Annotated in this window: 16 protein-coding genes; all 16 read right to left on the bottom strand. The window is 58.2% G+C overall.

Features of this window, described 5'->3' with window-relative positions:
- Positions 1-16 precede the first annotated feature (16 nt).
- Complete coding sequence (locus BK660_RS10290; RefSeq protein ID WP_123433222.1) at positions 17-2,047, bottom strand: 2Fe-2S iron-sulfur cluster-binding protein; 2,031 nt, start codon at positions 2,045-2,047, stop codon at positions 17-19.
- A gap of 63 nt (positions 2,048-2,110) precedes the next feature.
- A complete protein-coding gene (locus tag BK660_RS10295) occupies positions 2,111-2,737 on the bottom strand; it encodes a glutathione S-transferase family protein (RefSeq protein WP_123433223.1) in 627 nt (208 codons plus the stop codon).
- Between the two features lie 130 nt (positions 2,738-2,867).
- Positions 2,868-3,770: a LysR family transcriptional regulator gene (locus BK660_RS10300; protein WP_123433224.1), complete on the bottom strand. Its 903-nt coding sequence runs from the start codon at positions 3,768-3,770 to the stop codon at positions 2,868-2,870.
- Between the two features lie 79 nt (positions 3,771-3,849).
- Complete coding sequence (gene glmS / locus BK660_RS10305; protein ID WP_123433225.1) at positions 3,850-5,682, bottom strand: glutamine--fructose-6-phosphate transaminase (isomerizing); 1,833 nt, start codon at positions 5,680-5,682, stop codon at positions 3,850-3,852.
- Position 5,683: 1 nt separating this feature from the next.
- A complete protein-coding gene (locus BK660_RS10310) occupies positions 5,684-6,460 on the bottom strand; it encodes a DeoR/GlpR family DNA-binding transcription regulator (protein WP_123433226.1) in 777 nt (258 codons plus the stop codon).
- A 180-nt stretch (positions 6,461-6,640) separates the two neighbouring features.
- Complete coding sequence (gene glmU, locus BK660_RS10315; RefSeq protein ID WP_123433227.1) at positions 6,641-8,008, bottom strand: bifunctional UDP-N-acetylglucosamine diphosphorylase/glucosamine-1-phosphate N-acetyltransferase GlmU; 1,368 nt, start codon at positions 8,006-8,008, stop codon at positions 6,641-6,643.
- Positions 8,009-8,124: 116 nt separating this feature from the next.
- The gene (locus BK660_RS10320; protein ID WP_123433228.1) at positions 8,125-8,550 is read right to left on the bottom strand and encodes a F0F1 ATP synthase subunit epsilon; all 426 of its coding nucleotides are present in this window, start codon (positions 8,548-8,550) and stop codon (positions 8,125-8,127) included.
- A gap of 45 nt (positions 8,551-8,595) precedes the next feature.
- Positions 8,596-9,975, bottom strand: coding sequence for a F0F1 ATP synthase subunit beta (gene atpD / locus BK660_RS10325; protein WP_008007883.1), 1,380 nt, complete (start codon positions 9,973-9,975; stop codon positions 8,596-8,598).
- A 27-nt stretch (positions 9,976-10,002) separates the two neighbouring features.
- Complete coding sequence (gene atpG, locus BK660_RS10330; RefSeq protein ID WP_123433229.1) at positions 10,003-10,863, bottom strand: F0F1 ATP synthase subunit gamma; 861 nt, start codon at positions 10,861-10,863, stop codon at positions 10,003-10,005.
- Between the two features lie 50 nt (positions 10,864-10,913).
- Positions 10,914-12,458 (bottom strand): F0F1 ATP synthase subunit alpha, encoded by a 1,545-nt coding sequence (atpA, locus tag BK660_RS10335; protein ID WP_027926212.1) that lies wholly within the window; start codon positions 12,456-12,458, stop codon positions 10,914-10,916.
- Positions 12,459-12,479: 21 nt separating this feature from the next.
- A complete protein-coding gene (locus BK660_RS10340) occupies positions 12,480-13,016 on the bottom strand; it encodes a F0F1 ATP synthase subunit delta (protein ID WP_064680523.1) in 537 nt (178 codons plus the stop codon).
- Positions 13,017-13,028: 12 nt separating this feature from the next.
- Positions 13,029-13,499, bottom strand: a complete 471-nt coding sequence (locus BK660_RS10345; protein ID WP_008027535.1) for a F0F1 ATP synthase subunit B — start codon at positions 13,497-13,499, stop codon at positions 13,029-13,031.
- A gap of 56 nt (positions 13,500-13,555) precedes the next feature.
- The gene (atpE, locus tag BK660_RS10350) at positions 13,556-13,813 is read right to left on the bottom strand and encodes a F0F1 ATP synthase subunit C (protein ID WP_002555987.1); all 258 of its coding nucleotides are present in this window, start codon (positions 13,811-13,813) and stop codon (positions 13,556-13,558) included.
- A gap of 133 nt (positions 13,814-13,946) precedes the next feature.
- The gene (gene atpB, locus BK660_RS10355; RefSeq protein ID WP_027926210.1) at positions 13,947-14,816 is read right to left on the bottom strand and encodes a F0F1 ATP synthase subunit A; all 870 of its coding nucleotides are present in this window, start codon (positions 14,814-14,816) and stop codon (positions 13,947-13,949) included.
- A 16-nt stretch (positions 14,817-14,832) separates the two neighbouring features.
- Positions 14,833-15,240 (bottom strand): F0F1 ATP synthase subunit I, encoded by a 408-nt coding sequence (locus BK660_RS10360; RefSeq protein ID WP_123433230.1) that lies wholly within the window; start codon positions 15,238-15,240, stop codon positions 14,833-14,835.
- 148 nt (positions 15,241-15,388) lie between these two features.
- A complete protein-coding gene (locus BK660_RS10365) occupies positions 15,389-16,261 on the bottom strand; it encodes a ParB/RepB/Spo0J family partition protein (RefSeq protein ID WP_008027541.1) in 873 nt (290 codons plus the stop codon).
- Between the last annotated feature and the right edge of the window lie 5 nt (positions 16,262-16,266).

Raw genomic sequence — 16,266 nt, forward strand, 5'->3', positions numbered from 1 at the left:
TCTGTGGGAGCCGGGGTTACAGATCCAGCACCAACGGCTGCGAACCCTGCGCCGGCACCGCACAACAAATCAGCACTTCTCCTGCACCCGGAATTTCTGCCGGCACCTGTGGATAAGTCACTTCGCCGCTGATCAAGCGCGTCTTGCACGTGCCGCAGGAACCGCCACGGCAGCTGAATTCCGGACGCAAGCCCCGGCTTTCAGCCAACTCCAGCAAACTGCCGCTATCGGGTTTCCAGCGCGCCTCTTTGGCCGAGCGCTCGAACACCACCGGTACCGACGTCGTGGCGGCCGGGGGTTGCTCGATGACCACGGCATCCGGATCAGGTACCCGGCGCAACGTCGACGGGCCAAAGGTCTCGGCGTGAATCCTTGAATCGCGGATGTCCATGTCACGCAGGCTGTCGTACATCGCCTGGGTAAACGCTCCTGGGCCGCAGAGGACAAAATCCAGCTGATCGTAGTCTTCAACCTCAAGCATGTTCTTGAGCAAGTCGGCGTCGATTCGCCCGGTCAGGTCGAAATCTTCACCTTCGCGCGCCTCGGGCTCCGGCTGACTGAGCAAACGCAGGACCCGCACCGCGTCGCCGAGCCCGTCGAGCAAGCGGTTCAGTTCAGGGCGAAACGGTTGATCGGCCAGGGTTCGCGAGCTCTGGATGAACCAGGTCGGGCGGATGCTCCGCGTGCGCAGGCCTTGATAAACCACCTCACGCACCATCGACAGCAGCGGCGTAATGCCCACGCCAGCGGCCAGCAACACCAGCGGTCGCCGCTCGTGCGGAGCCACGGTGAAATGCCCTTGAGGCGCACGGGCCTCCAGCACATCACCGACACGAATCCTCTCGTGCAGGTGCGATGACACCAAGCCGTCACGCTTCACGCTGATACGGAAAAAGTCATCGGACGGCGCACTCGACAGGCTGTACGTGCGGATATGCACATCACCGTCAATGTTGAACCGCAAAGGCAAATGCTGCCCGGCCTGAAACACCGGCAATCCGGCGCCATCGGCAGGCTCCAGGTAGATCGAACGGATGGTGTGGCTTTCCGGTTCGATCCGCGCCACCCGCAGTGACCGCCAGTGATCGCCCAAGGCCTTGGCTTGCAGGCGTGCATTGGCCTGCGCCCAGCTGCCGGTCAGCAAACTGGTGGGCGACACGCCGTCAAAGCGCCAGCGCAAGGCCAACGCCGCAGGCCGGCGCACCACGTGCTCGACCTCGAAGGTCCACAGCCGCTCGGCCCCTTGAAAGGCTTCGATTAGTGGGTCGTCAAGGATGATTTCAGTGCGCCCGCTGAGGTGCAGCAGGTCGCCTGAATTGAAATCGATGAACAACAAGCCGGCGCGAGGATTGATCAGCAGATTGCCCAGCGTATTGAAATGCAGGTTGCCGGCGAAGTCCGGGATCGTCAGGCGACTCCCTTCCACCTGTACGAAACCAGCCTGACCACCCCGGTGAGAAACATCCACCGAACGTTGGCCATCGACGTCCACGTAACTGGCGACAAAGAATGTGTCCGCCTCAATGATCATGGCTCTCGCTGCGTCATCCAGTTCAGTCAGGTGCTGCGCTACGCGACTCGCGGGGTCCGCCAAGGGCACCGAACGAAACTGGCGCAATTGGATGTATTGCGGGCAGTTGCCGAACGATTGCTCCACCGTCACGCCGAATCCGCTGGCCGTAACGGTGCTGACTCGGCCATTGAGGCGGTTGCGACGCCGGGTGTGCAACTCGATACCGAGCAGACCGATGGCGGCACCGTCTTGCAGTTGTGCGGGGTCGTCGGCGCCCGGCAGGTAGTCGAACTGCAACAGCGATGGGTCGGGGGAATGAGCGAAGCCCGGTTCCCCTTCAAGAATGCTGGCCCAGGGGTTGCCATCGGCATCAACGGCGCCGTACAGCATGAACGGCAGTTGCTGATAGAACGTGCGGTGCTGATCCGGCATCTGACTGCGAATCACCTTACGTCCGAACGCCTCCATTCGCTCGGCAACCCCCACGTGAGCCTGCAACTGTTTCTCGCCAGCGTGCCAAGGTGAATGTTCCATTACGGCTTCTCCCCTGCGCCAATCGCGCATCGTGAACGGCCCGAGCGGATCGGGCCGTGAGCATCAGGCAGTTTTTTGCAGACCGGCCACCGTGCGCGGCATGCCGACAAACCCTGGCAACGCTTCAATGCGTGCCAGCCAGGCCCGGATGTTGGCGTACTCGTCGAGCGAGACGTTGCCTTCCGGCGCATGGGCAATGTAACTGTAGGCGGCCACATCGGCGATGGTTGGCTCCGCGCCAGCCAGGTACGGCGTTGCGGCCAGTTCCTGATCGATCACTTTGAGCACGGTATGGGAATAGGCGATCACCTCCTCAGCGTTGTAAGGCGCGCCAAACACCGTGATCAGCCGGGCCCGGGCGGGGCCGAAGGCAATCGGCCCGGCGGCGACTGACAACCAGCGCTGCACCTTGGCCGCACCGACTGGTTCGGTTGGTAACCAGCGACCATTGCCATATTTCTGCGCCAGATACACCAGGATCGCGTTGGAATCGGCCAGCACCACGCCTTGATCATCGATGGCAGGCACCTGACCAAACGGGTTGATCGCCAGGTAATCCGGCTGCTTGTGCGCCCCCTTGGCCAGATCGACAAAGATCAGCTCGGTCGGCAATTGCAGCAGGGACAGCATCAGCTCCACACGGTGAGCATGGCCGGAGCGTGGGAAGTTGTAGAGTTTGATGGCTTGCATGGTCGACTCCGCTGGGTGGAGGCGCCAATCAGGAAAGATCAGCACCAATGGCCGCTATCTTCCACTCTCAACCAAAACAACAGAATAACCAGCAAACGCAATCCATTGTTTCATCCAGTGCAATAACGCTCTAACGGCTCAGGGCTGGATGCTCCCTTAAAGTCTTAACCGCGAAGTCGACAAAACTGCGGACTCGCACCGGCGCCTTGCGACCCCCTTGGTAGACCACATGAATGGGCAGGGGCGGCTGTTCGAAGTCAGCCAGCACGACTTCCAGTTCTCCGGCGGCTACCTTGCTCGCCACTTGATAAGACAGGACCCGGGTGAATCCCAGTCCCATGGAGGCCGCCGTGATCGCCGCCTGATTGGCAGTGACCACAAGACGCGGCTCCGGGCGAACGCTCAGTGGCTCGCCCGATTCAAGAAATGGCCAGGTTCTGAGCTGCCCGATGGACGATGTTGCAATGATCGGGGCACCGCTGAGCTCATTCGGGTGCAGTGGCCTGCCACGGGCCGTCAAAAACGCCGGGGACGCACAGATTACTCGTCGCACCTCGCCCACGCGAATCGCGTGTTGATTGCTGTCAGGCAGCTCACCGATTCGCACCGCCACATCAATGCCCTCTTCAACCATGCTCACGACTCGGTCGAGCAATAGGGCATTGATGCTGACTTCAGGAAATTGGGTGAGATAACCGACCATGACCGGCGTGACAAATAACTCTCCAAACAATACCGGCGCGGTGATCGTCAATTGCCCACGGGGTTGTGCGTGACTCCCCGCAGCCGAATCCTCCGCTTCCTGCACCTCGGCAAGAATCCTCCGACAATCCTCCAGATAACGCTGCCCCGCCTCGCTCAAATGCACGCTGCGCGTCGTACGGGTAATCAACTGCGTACCAATGCGCTGCTCCAGCGCCGCAACGGCCCGGGTGACGCTCGCCGCCGACATCCCCAGACTTCGCGCCGCCGCCGAGAAACCTTGCGCCTTGGCGACGGCGGCGAAGACCTGCATTTCCTGGAATCGGTCCATGGGCACGTCCTTTATTCAGATAAAAAAAATCGCAACCGTAGGCTGCGATTTTTAAGGGTTTCGATCACCTGTGGATAACTTATTCCACCGTCACCGACTTCGCCAGGTTACGCGGCTGGTCAACGTCCGTGCCTTTCAGCACAGCAACGTAGTACGACAGCAACTGCAGCGGGATGGTGTAGAGGATCGGCGACAGGATGTCGTGGATGTGCGGCATGTGCACAACGTGCGTGCCTTCGCCATTGATCATGCCGGCTTTCTCGTCTGCGAAGACGATCAATTGGCCGCCACGGGCCCGGACTTCCTGGAGGTTGGATTTCAACTTCTCCAGCAGCTCGTTGTTTGGCGCTACGGTGACCACTGGCATGTCGTTATCCACAAGCGCCAACGGGCCGTGTTTCAGTTCGCCAGCCGGGTAGGCTTCGGCGTGGATGTAGGAGATTTCCTTGAGTTTCAGGGCCCCTTCCATCGCTACCGGGAATTGCGCGCCACGGCCGAGGAACAGCGTGTGGTTTTTCTCGGCGAACAGCTCGGCGATTTTCTCCACGGTGCTGTCCATGGCCAGGGCTTCGCCCAAGCGGGTTGGCAGACGGCGCAGTTCTTCGACCAACGTGGCTTCGACGCCCTTGGCCAAGGTGCCGCGAACCTGACCCAGGGACAGGGTCAGCAACAGCAGGCCTACCAGTTGAGTGGTGAAGGCTTTGGTCGAGGCCACGCCGATTTCGCGACCGGCCTGGGTCAGCAGGGTCAGGTCGGATTCACGCACCAGCGAGCTGATGCCGACGTTGCAGATCGCCAGGCTGGCGAGGAAGCCCAGTTCCTTGGCGTTGCGAAGCGCGGCCAAGGTGTCGGCGGTTTCGCCGGACTGGGAGATGGTGACAAACAGGGTGTCCGGCTGCACCACGACTTTGCGGTAGCGGAATTCGCTGGCGACTTCGACCTGGCACGGGATGCCGGCCAGTTCTTCGAGCCAGTAACGGGCAACCATACCGGCGTGATAACTAGTGCCGCAGGCGACGATCTGTACGTTGCGCACTTTGGCGAACAGCTCGGCAGCCTGTGGACCGAATGCCTGTACCAGCACACCGTTCGGGCTCAGACGACCTTCGAGGGTGCGTTGAACCACGGCCGGTTGCTCGTGGATTTCCTTGAGCATGAAGTGGCGGAATTCGCCTTTATCAGCAGCTTCAGCGCCGTCGCGGTACTGCACGGTTTCACGCTCGACAGCTTTACCGTCAACGTCCCAGATGTGCACGCTGTCGCGGCGAATCTCGGCGATATCGCCTTCTTCCAGGTACATGAAACGGTCGGTAACCTGACGCAGGGCCAGTTGGTCGGAAGCCAGGAAGTTTTCACCCAGGCCCAGACCAATCACCAACGGGCTACCGCTGCGAGCGGCGACCAGGCGATCCGGCTGCTTGGCGCTGATGACCGCCAGGCCATAGGCGCCGTGCAATTCTTTGACGGTGGCTTTGAGTGCCGCGGTCAGGTCAGGTAAATCCTTGAGCTTGTGGTTCAGCAGGTGCGCGATGACTTCGGTGTCGGTGTCCGAGGTGAACACATAACCCAAGGCTTTGAGCTGCTCACGCAGGGCTTCGTGGTTTTCGATGATGCCGTTGTGGACCACGGCCAGGTCGCCGGAGAAATGCGGGTGCGCGTTGCGCTCGCACGGTGCGCCGTGTGTGGCCCAACGGGTGTGGGCGATGCCGAGGCGACCCACCAGTGGCTCGGCTTCAAGCGCGTTTTCCAGTTCGCTGACCTTGCCCGGGCGACGCATGCGCTCGAGTTTTTCGTCGTTGGTGAAGACCGCCACACCGGCGCTGTCATAGCCACGGTATTCCAGGCGCTTGAGGCCTTCGAGCAAGATGGCGGTGATGTTACGTTCTGCGACTGCGCCGACAATTCCACACATGCTATTTCTCCTGACTGACAGCCGCGCAAATCAAATTGATGCCGCGGGCCTGAATCTGATCGCGTGCCTCCATCGGCAAGCGATCATCGGTAATAAGGGTATGGACGCTGCTCCAAGGCAGCTCCAGGTTGGGGATTTTGCGGCCGATCTTGTCGGCCTCCACCATCACGACGACTTCACGAGCGACTTCAGCCATGACCCGGCTGAGCCCCAACAATTCGTTGAAGGTGGTGGTACCGCGGACCAGGTCGATGCCATCGGCACCGATAAACAACTGATCAAAGTCGTAAGAGCGTAGTACCTGCTCAGCGACCTGCCCCTGAAAGGACTCGGAATGCGGGTCCCAGGTGCCACCGGTCATCAACAGAACCGGTTCGTGCTCAAGCTCGCTCAAGGCATTGGCCACGTGCAACGAGTTGGTCATCACTACCAGTCCCGGTTGCTGACCGAGTTCCGGAATCATGGCCGCCGTGGTACTGCCGCTGTCGATGATGATCCGCGCATGCTCGCGAATCCGCGTCACGGCGGCGCGAGCAATGGCTTGTTTGTATTTGGAGACCGGTTGGCCGATGTCAGCCACCAGTTCCTGAGGCATGGTAATCGCTCCGCCGTAACGGCGTAGCAGCAGGCCATTACTCTCAAGCGCCGCCAGATCCTTGCGAATCGTAACTTCCGACGTTTCGAAGCGCTTTGCCAGTTCATCCACACTGACTTCGCCCTGCTCGTTGAGCAAGGTAAGGATATTGTGTCGGCGTTGGGGGGTATTGCGCTTCGACATGGTTTGGTAAGTTTCGATTCGAAAGATAACGGAAGCAATCAAAACCTATTGGCGAAACTTCGTCAAGCGTGTTGCGATAAAAAGGCCTGTGTATAACCAAAAAAATCGCAGCCTGCGATGAAGGCTTTGGAGGCCTGTCACAGACTGCGATTTTTTCAGTTTTTAAGGGCTGTGGATAACTCAGCTCTTCTTGACCTTCTCCGGTCGCTTCCAGCCGTCGATGTTCTTCTGCCGTGCACGGCCTACTGCCAACTGTGCGTTATCCACATTCTGCGTGATGGTCGAACCAGCCGCCGTGGTCGCACCGGAAGAGATATCCACAGGCGCTACCAACGAGTTGTTGGAACCGATGAAGACATCTTCACCCAGCACGGTTTTCCACTTGTTGGCGCCGTCGTAATTGCACGTGATGGTGCCCGCGCCAATGTTGGTGCGCGCACCGATCTCGGCATCACCCAAATAAGTCAGATGACCGGCTTTCGCGCCTTCGCCCAAGTGAGCGTTCTTCAGTTCAACAAAGTTACCCACATGCGCGCGCGCTTCAAGCACGGTACCCGGACGCAGGCGTGCGAACGGGCCGGCATCGCTGCCTTCGCCCAGAATCGCACCTTCGATATGACTGTTGGCCTTGATCACTACGCCTTTGCGCAAGGTGCTGTCCTTGATCACGCAGTTCGGGCCGATCACCACGTCGTCTTCTATGACGACGTTGCCTTCGAGGATCACGTTGATGTCGATCAGCACATCGCGGCCAACGGTGACTTCGCCGCGTACATCGAAACGGGCCGGATCGCGCAGGGTCACGCCTTGGGCCATCAAACGGCGACCAGCGCGCAATTGATAGTGACGCTCGAGTTCGGAAAGTTGCTTGCGATCGTTGGCGCCCTGCACTTCCATGGCGTCGTGCGGTTGCTCGGTCGCGACGACCAAACCATCGTTGACCGCCATGGCGATCACGTCGGTCAGGTAGTACTCGCCCTGGGCATTGTTGTTGGAGAGACGGCTCATCCAGCCACCCAGTTGGGCGAAAGGCAGGGCGAGAATCCCGGTGTTGCCTTCAGTAATCGCACGCTCGGCTTCGTTGGCATCTTTTTGCTCAACGATTGCCGTGACCTTGCCAGCGGCATCGCGGACGATACGGCCATAGCCGGTCGGGTCGTCCAACTCGACGGTCAACAGGCCCAGTTGCTGCGGCGCGACTTTCTTGAGCAGGCGTTGCAGGGTTTCTACTTCAATCAGCGGTACGTCACCGTAAAGAATAAGTACGGTATCGGACTCAATGAACGGCACAGCCTGAGCCACTGCGTGACCGGTCCCCAATTGTTTGTCCTGAAGGACGAAGTTCAGGTCGTCCGCCGCCAGGCGCTCACGTACGGCTTCGGCGCCATGGCCGATCACCACATGAATGCGCTGTGGATCAAGTTGGCGGGCGCTGTGGATAACATGGCCAAGCATCGAGTTGCCGGCAATCGGGTGCAGAACTTTCGGCAACGCCGAACGCATGCGGGTGCCTTGGCCGGCAGCAAGAATAACGATTTCAAGTGACATGACTGGCTACCAATCCTGGGTGGTCAGCGGCTGCGACCAGGTTATGAAAGTCGGAAAAGAAAAAAGGGTAGCCGAGGCTACCCTTTTTAATCAATCGCGCAACAAGTGATGGCCTATTAGCGGCCAAACTTCTTGCGGATCTGCTGGACGGTGCGCAGCTGTGCTGCAGCCTCGGCCAGACGTGCGGAAGCAGAACCGTAGTCGAATTCCGCGCCCCGCTCATGCAGGGCTTTCTCGGCAGCCTTGACGGCTTCCTGAGCGGAGGCTTCATCCAGGTCGCCAGCACGTTGCACGGTGTCGGCAAGAACCTTGACCATGTTCGGCTGAACTTCGAGGAAACCACCGGAGATGTAATACACCTCCTCTTCCCCGCCCTGCTTGACCAGGCGGATCGGGCCCGGCTTGAGATTAGTGATCAACGGCGCGTGACCCAGTGCGATACCAAGATCACCCAGTGCACCGTGCGCAATCACCATCTCGACCAGACCGGAAAAGATTTCTCCTTCCGCGCTGACGATATCGCAATGGACTGTCATAGCCATCTGATTGCCTCAACCTAAATTAGCGCCCGTTTCCGGGCGCCGGGATTACAGTTTCTTGGCTTTCTCGATCGCTTCTTCGATGCCGCCGACCATGTAGAACGCTTGTTCTGGCAGGTGGTCGTAGTCACCGTTGAGGATGCCTTTGAAGCCAGCAATGGTGTCTTTCAGGGAAACGTATTTACCCGAAGCACCGGTGAAGACTTCAGCCACGAAGAACGGCTGCGACAAGAAACGCTGGATCTTACGAGCACGGTTTACCAACTGCTTGTCGGCTTCCGACAGCTCGTCCATACCCAGGATCGCAATGATGTCCTTCAGTTCTTTGTAACGCTGCAGAACATACTGTACACCGCGAGCGGTGTCGTAGTGGTCCTGGCCGATTACGTTCGGGTCCAGCTGGCGCGAAGTCGAGTCAAGTGGATCGACCGCTGGGTAGATACCCAGGGAAGCGATGTCACGGGACAGAACGACGGTGGCGTCCAAGTGGGCGAAAGTGGTCGCTGGCGACGGGTCAGTCAAGTCATCCGCAGGTACGTATACCGCTTGGATCGAGGTGATCGAACCGTTTTTGGTCGAAGTGATACGCTCTTGCAGAGTACCCATCTCTTCGGCCAGGGTCGGCTGGTAACCTACTGCGGAAGGCATACGGCCCAGCAGTGCGGATACTTCAGTACCGGCCAGGGTGTAACGATAGATGTTGTCGACGAACAGCAGAACGTCGTTACCTTCGTCACGGAACTTCTCGGCCATGGTCAGGCCGGTCAGTGCTACGCGCAGACGGTTACCCGGCGGCTCGTTCATCTGACCGTAAACCAGTGCCACTTTGTCCAGAACGTTGGAATCCTTCATCTCGTGGTAGAAGTCGTTACCCTCACGAGTACGCTCACCCACACCGGCGAACACGGAATAACCGCTGTGCTCGATGGCGATGTTACGGATCAGTTCCATCATGTTTACGGTTTTGCCTACACCGGCACCACCGAACAGACCGACTTTACCGCCCTTGGCGAACGGGCAAACCAGGTCGATAACCTTGATGCCGGTTTCCAGCAGGTCGTTGCCGCCCGCTTGTTCAGCGAAGGTTGGCGCAGGACGGTGAATGCCCCAGCGCTCTTCGGTGTCGATCGGGCCAGCTTCGTCGATCGGGTTGCCCAGAACGTCCATGATCCGGCCCAGGGTCGCTTTACCGACTGGTACGGAGATGGCTGCGCCAGAGTCATTGACTTCCAGACCGCGCTTCAAGCCCTCGGTGGAACCCATCGCAATGGTACGAACCACGCCGTCGCCCAGCTGCTGCTGAACTTCCAGGGTGGTTTCGGCCGCGCTCACTACTTTCAGCGCGTTGTAGATGCTCGGTACGCTGTCGCGTGGGAATTCCACGTCGATAACGGCGCCGATGATTTGAACGATACGTCCGCTACTCATAGCTGGATCCTCTGAATATTTGAACCGTTAAACCGCGGCAGCGCCGCCGACGATTTCCGAGATCTCTTGGGTGATCGCAGCCTGACGCGCCTTGTTGTAGACCAGCTGCAAATCGCTGATCAAATCACCGGCGTTGTCGGTAGCGTTCTTCATCGCGATCATCCGCGCAGCTTGTTCAGCCGCGTTGTTCTCGACCACCGCCTGGTAGACCTGCGACTCCACGTAACGAACCATCAAGCCGTCAAGCAGCTCTTTGGCGTCCGGTTCATAGAGATAGTCCCAGTGGTGCTTGAGGCCTTGATCCGGGGTTGCCACCAATGGAATCAACTGCTCCACGGTAGGCGTTTGCGTCATGGTGTTGACGAACTTGTTGGACACCACGGACAGGCGATCAATACGGCCGTCCAGGTAGGCATCCAGCATCACCTTGACGCTGCCGATCAGGTCATTGATCGACGGCTCTTCACCCAGGTGGCTGATAGCTGCTACGACGTTGCCGCCGAAGTTGCGGAAGAAAGCCGCACCCTTGCTACCCACTACACACAGATCGATCTCGACGCCATTTTCGCGGTTTACCGCCATGTCCTTGACCAGGGCCTTGAACAGGTTGGTGTTCAAACCACCACACAAACCACGGTCACTGCTCACCACGACGTAACCGACGCGCTTGATTTCACGGTCGATCATGAACGGGTGGCGATATTCCGGGTTGGCGTTGGCCAAATGACCAATAACCTGGCGGATGCGCTCCGCGTAAGGACGGCTAGCAGCCATGCGCATTTGTGCCTTGCGCATTTTACTGACCGCCACTTTTTCCATGGCGCTGGTAATCTTTTGCGTGCTTTTGATGCTCGCAATCTTACTGCGAATCTCTTTTGCGCCTGCCATGTAACACCTATCAGGTTAGCAAGCGGGAGCCTTGCGGCTCCCGCTGCGGCTTACCAGGTTTGGGTGGCCTTGAACTTCTCGATACCGGCTTTCATGCCAGCATCGATTTCGTCATTGAAGTCACCCTTCACGTTGATCTTCGCCATCAATTCGGCGTGATCGCGGTTGAAGAAAGCAATCAGCGCTTGTTCAAAGCTGCCGATCTTGGCGATTTCGACGTCAGTCAGGAACCCACGCTCAGCGGCATACAGCGACAGCGCCATGTCAGCGATCGACATTGGTGCGTATTGCTTCTGCTTCATCAGCTCGGTAACGCGCTGACCATGCTCAAGTTGCTTACGGGTCGCTTCGTCCAGGTCAGAAGCGAACTGGGCGAATGCCGCCAGTTCACGGTACTGAGCCAGAGCGGTACGGATACCACCGGAGAGCTTCTTGATGATCTTGGTCTGAGCGGCACCACCCACACGGGATACCGAAACACCGGCGTTCACAGCAGGACGGATCCCGGAGTTGAACATGGCCGATTCCAGGAAGATCTGACCGTCGGTGATGGAAATCACGTTGGTCGGAACGAACGCGGAAACGTCGCCAGCCTGGGTTTCGATGATCGGCAGTGCGGTCAGGGAACCGGTTTTGCCGGTCACTGCGCCGTTGGTGAACTTCTCTACGTATTCTTCCGAAACGCGGGATGCGCGCTCCAGCAGACGGGAGTGGAGATAGAACACGTCGCCTGGGTAAGCTTCACGGCCTGGTGGACGGCGCAGCAGCAGGGAAATCTGGCGGTAAGCCACTGCTTGCTTGGACAGATCGTCATAAACGATCAGCGCGTCTTCACCGCGGTCGCGGAAGAATTCACCCATGGTGCAACCGGAGTACGGTGCCAGGAATTGCAGTGCTGCAGATTCCGAAGCGCTCGCTGCCACGACGATGGTGTTAGCCAGTGCGCCGTTTTCTTCCAGCTTGCGAACCACGTTGGCGATGGTCGATTGTTTCTGACCGATCGCTACGTAGACGCAGAAAATGCCGCTGTCTTTCTGGTTGATGATCGCGTCGATCGCCAGAGCGGTTTTACCGATCTGACGGTCACCGATGATCAGCTCACGCTGGCCACGGCCGACAGGGATCATGGCATCGACAGCCTTGTAGCCAGTCTGTACAGGCTGGTCTACCGACTTACGCCAGATCACGCCTGGAGCAACTTTCTCGACCGCGTCGGTCAAGGTGTTGTTCAGCGGACCTTTGCCGTCAACTGGGTTACCCAGTGCGTCGACTACGCGACCCAGCAGTTCCTTACCAACCGGAACTTCGAGGATGCGGCCGGTGCACTTGGCGCTCATGCCTTCAGCCAGAGTCTGGTATGCGCCCAATACAACGGCACCTACAGAGTCTTGCTCCAGGTTGAGAGCCATACCGAAGACGCCGCCCGGAAACTCGATCATCTCGCCGTACATTACGTCGGCCAGACCGTGAATCCGCACGATACCGTCAGATACGCTGACGACAGTGCCTTCGTTACGGGCTTGGGAGGTCACATCGAGCTTGTCGATGCGGCCCTTGATAATTTCACTTATTTCGGAAGGATTGAGTTGCTGCATTGCTCTGCTGCCCCTTCAAACTCAAGATTTCAATGCTTCGGCAAGGCTCGCGAGTTTGCCGCGAACCGAGCCATCGATAACCAGGTCGCCGGCGCGGATGACAATGCCCCCAATAAGGGATTTGTCTTCCTCGACTTGCAGGCGCACTTCCCGGTTGAGTCGTGCACTGAGAACCTTGGCGAGTTTGTCTTGCTGTTCTTGGTTCAATGCAAAAGCACTGGTCACTTCAACGTCTACCGACTTCTCTTGTTCGGCCTTGTACAGGTCGAACAGAGCGGATATCTCCGGCAACAGCGGGAGACGGTCGTTTTCGGCAACGACGTTGATGAAGTTCTGTGCCTTGGCATCAAACTTGTCGCCGCACACGTCAATAAACGTGGCGGCCTTGTTTGCGCTCGTCAGTCGCGGGGCCTTGAGCACGCGCTGCATGGTGTCGTCTTGCGACACTGCTGCAGCCAGGCCGAGCATGGCTGACCAAGAGGCCAGTTGCTGGTGGGCCTGGGCGTGCTCGAAGGCTGCCTTAGCGTAAGGTCGGGCCAACGTGGTCAATTCTGCCATGATCGCCCTCGCTTAAATTTCAGCAGCCAGTTTGTTTACCAGCTCCGCGTGCGCGTTTTGATCGATTGTGGCACCCAGGATCTTCTCGGCGCCGCCGACGGCCAGAGCACCCAGTTGGGCACGCAGCGCGTCTTTGACACTGTTCAGTTCCTGTTCGATCTCGGCCTGAGCCTGAACCTTCACACGGTCAGCGTCGATACGGGCTTTTTCAACAGCCTCTTCAACGATCTGGTTACCGCGTTTCTTGGCTTGCTCAATGATTTCGGCTGCCTGAGCTTTAGCTTCGCGCAGTTGTTGACCCGCTTTATCTTGGGCCAATTCCAGGTCGCGAGCTGCTCGGGCGGCAGCGTCCAGTCCATCCGCAATCTTCTTCTGACGTTCGTGCAAAGCCGCGATGACCGGAGGCCACACGAACTTCATGCAAAACAGTACAAAAATGAAGAACGCAACGGACTGGCCAATCAGGGTTGCATTAATGTTCACGCCAACACCTCGCTCGTTCGTTACACATCACACCAACTACTCGAAGGTTCGAGTAATTAGCCAGCGAGTTGACCAACGAATGGGTTCGCGAAGGTGAAGAACAGAGCGATACCAACACCGATCATGGTTACGGCGTCGAGCAGACCGGCAACGATGAACATTTTAACTTGCAGCATTGGAACCATTTCTGGCTGACGCGCTGCGCCTTCCAGGAACTTGCCGCCCAACAGGCCGAAACCAATTGCGGTACCCAGTGCGCCCAGGCCGATCAACAGTGCAACAGCGATAGCGGTTAGACCAACTACAGTTTCCATCTTTCCTCCCGACTTTTACGTCGTATGGTTTAGGTTTTTTAGATTTTAAAGCGGTAAAACAAATCGTTTCATAGCCCTGTTCGGGCACCCACTCGTTTGACCGAGTGGGACATCAGACTAGTCGAGACTGGTCTTAATGGTTCTCTTCGTGCGCCATCGAAAGGTAAACGATGGTCAGCATCATGAAGATAAACGCCTGCAGGGTGATGATCAGGATGTGGAACACAGCCCACGCCCACTGCAGAACTACGCCCAGGCCGCTAAGCCAGAGCAGACCGCTGCCGAACATCACAGCAATCAGAATGAAGACCAGCTCGCCGGCGTACATGTTGCCGAACAGACGCAGTGCCAGCGAGATCGGCTTGGCCACCAGCGTCACGAACTCCAGCAGGAAGTTCACCGGAATCAGCAGGGCTTGAACGAAGATGTTCTTGCTGCCGAACGGGTGCAGGGTCAGTTCGCCGATGAAGCCGCCGATGCCCTTGACCTTGATGCTGTAGAAAATGATCAGCGCGAACACCGACAGGGCCATACCCAGGGTCGCGTTCGGGTCAGTGGTCGACACTGCACGGAACGGAATGTGATGGTCGCCGGTAATCAGGATGGCCAGCTGAGGAATCCAGTCGACCGGGATAAGGTCGACGGCGTTCATCAGGAACACCCACACGAAGATGGTCAGTGCCAGCGGTGCAATCACCGGGCTACGGCCATGGAAGCTGTCTTTCACGCTGCCATCGACGAATTCGACCAATACTTCAACGAAGTTCTGCAAAGCACCAGGCTGACCGGAAGTCGCTTTCTTTGCCGCCATGCGGAAAAGAAGAACGAAGATCAGACCCAACGCGACCGACCAGCCGAGAGTATCGACGTGGAAAGCCCAGAAGCCCATTTCCTTGGCTTCTGCTGCGGTGTGGGCAAAACCCCACCCGCCAGTTGGGAGCTGACCGAAAGTCAGGTTCTGCAAGTGGTGCTGGATATAGCCCGAAGCGGTTGTTTCTGCCATGGTTGCCTCAAACGCCCTAAGGTCTCGAAAGTCTTGTTCTCATCAGCAGGGGCGCGAACCAGCTGACCAGTTGGGTCAACACGAAGACGCCGAATACAGCTAGCGGCGCCAATGGCTTCACACCTGCAAACGTCAATGCAAAGAGCACTGCCGTCAAAATCAGTTTGCCCGCCTCGCCGGCATAAAATGACCGGACGATGGCTTGAGCTGCTCGGGCGCCGGAAAACCGAAATGCCCTGTGAGCGAAATAAACATTGGGAAGCAAGGCTATCAGGCCTCCGCAAAGTCCTGAGTACCCGGCAACGACTCCGTGCCATTGCCAAAGCGCCAAAGCAGCGATCAGCAAAACGACAAGTTGAGCCATTAACACCGGAAAAACTGCCAGGCGATGGAACGGCAAGCGGTTTGGCGTGCGTCTTTCCATCACGTTTACTCTCCAATGGTCGGCTGCCAGAAATCAATAACTTGGCATAATTTGTGCCGACAAAATGCGCGCAGAGTATAGGGGCGGTTCAGCCCCTATTCAACTGTCAGGTAGTGATTTCCGACTGCACGCTACATGAGGAAATGTTTCAACGAATGTGTGCGAGCACACCTTGCAGTTCGTCGAGGGAGTTGTAACCAATGACCAACTGCCCTTTCCCCTTCTTACCGTGGCGGATCTGCACCGCAGAGCCTAGGCGTTCGGCCAGGCGCTGTTCAAGTCGGGCTATATCCGGGTCCGGTTTTACCGGTTCGGCAGGCTCCTGTTTGCCACTCAACCACTGGCGAACCAGTGCCTCAGTTTGGCGCACCGTCAGCCCCCGTGCGACAACATGTCGCGCCCCTTCTACCTGTTGATTCTCCGGCAAACCGAGCAAAGCACGCGCATGACCCATTTCCAGGTCGCCGTGCGACAGCATGGTTTTGATAACTTCCGGCAACGCGATCAAGCGTAGCAGGTTGGCCACGGTCACGCGGGATTTGCCCACCGCTTCCGCAACCTGTTGCTGAGTCAGCTGAAATTCCTGCTGCAAACGCTGCAACGCCACGGCTTCTTCGATCGGATTGAGGTCTTCGCGCTGAATGTTCTCGATCAGCGCCATGGCAATGGCCGTTTCATCAGGCACATCGCGAACCATCGCCGGGATGGTTTCCTGGCCAGCCTGCTGGCTGGCGCGCCAGCGGCGTTCACCGGCAATGATTTCGAAGCGACCGCTGCCGATCGGGCGAACCACGATCGGCTGCATCACGCCCTGGGCCTTGATCGACTGCGCCAACTCTTCCAGCGCCTGAGGATCCATGTCCCGGCGGGGTTGGTACTTGCCGCGCTGGATCAGGTCCAGGGGCAAGTGCTGCAGCTCACGCTGGTCAGCTTGCACCGCTTGTTCTTCCAGCGAGCTGACAGTCGGACCACTCAGCAGTGCATCCAGTCCTCGTCCGAGACCTCGTTTCTTGACGGCCATGGGAT

This window comes from Pseudomonas brassicacearum (assembly GCF_003732265.1).
Taxonomy (GTDB): domain Bacteria; phylum Pseudomonadota; class Gammaproteobacteria; order Pseudomonadales; family Pseudomonadaceae; genus Aquipseudomonas; species Aquipseudomonas brassicacearum_D.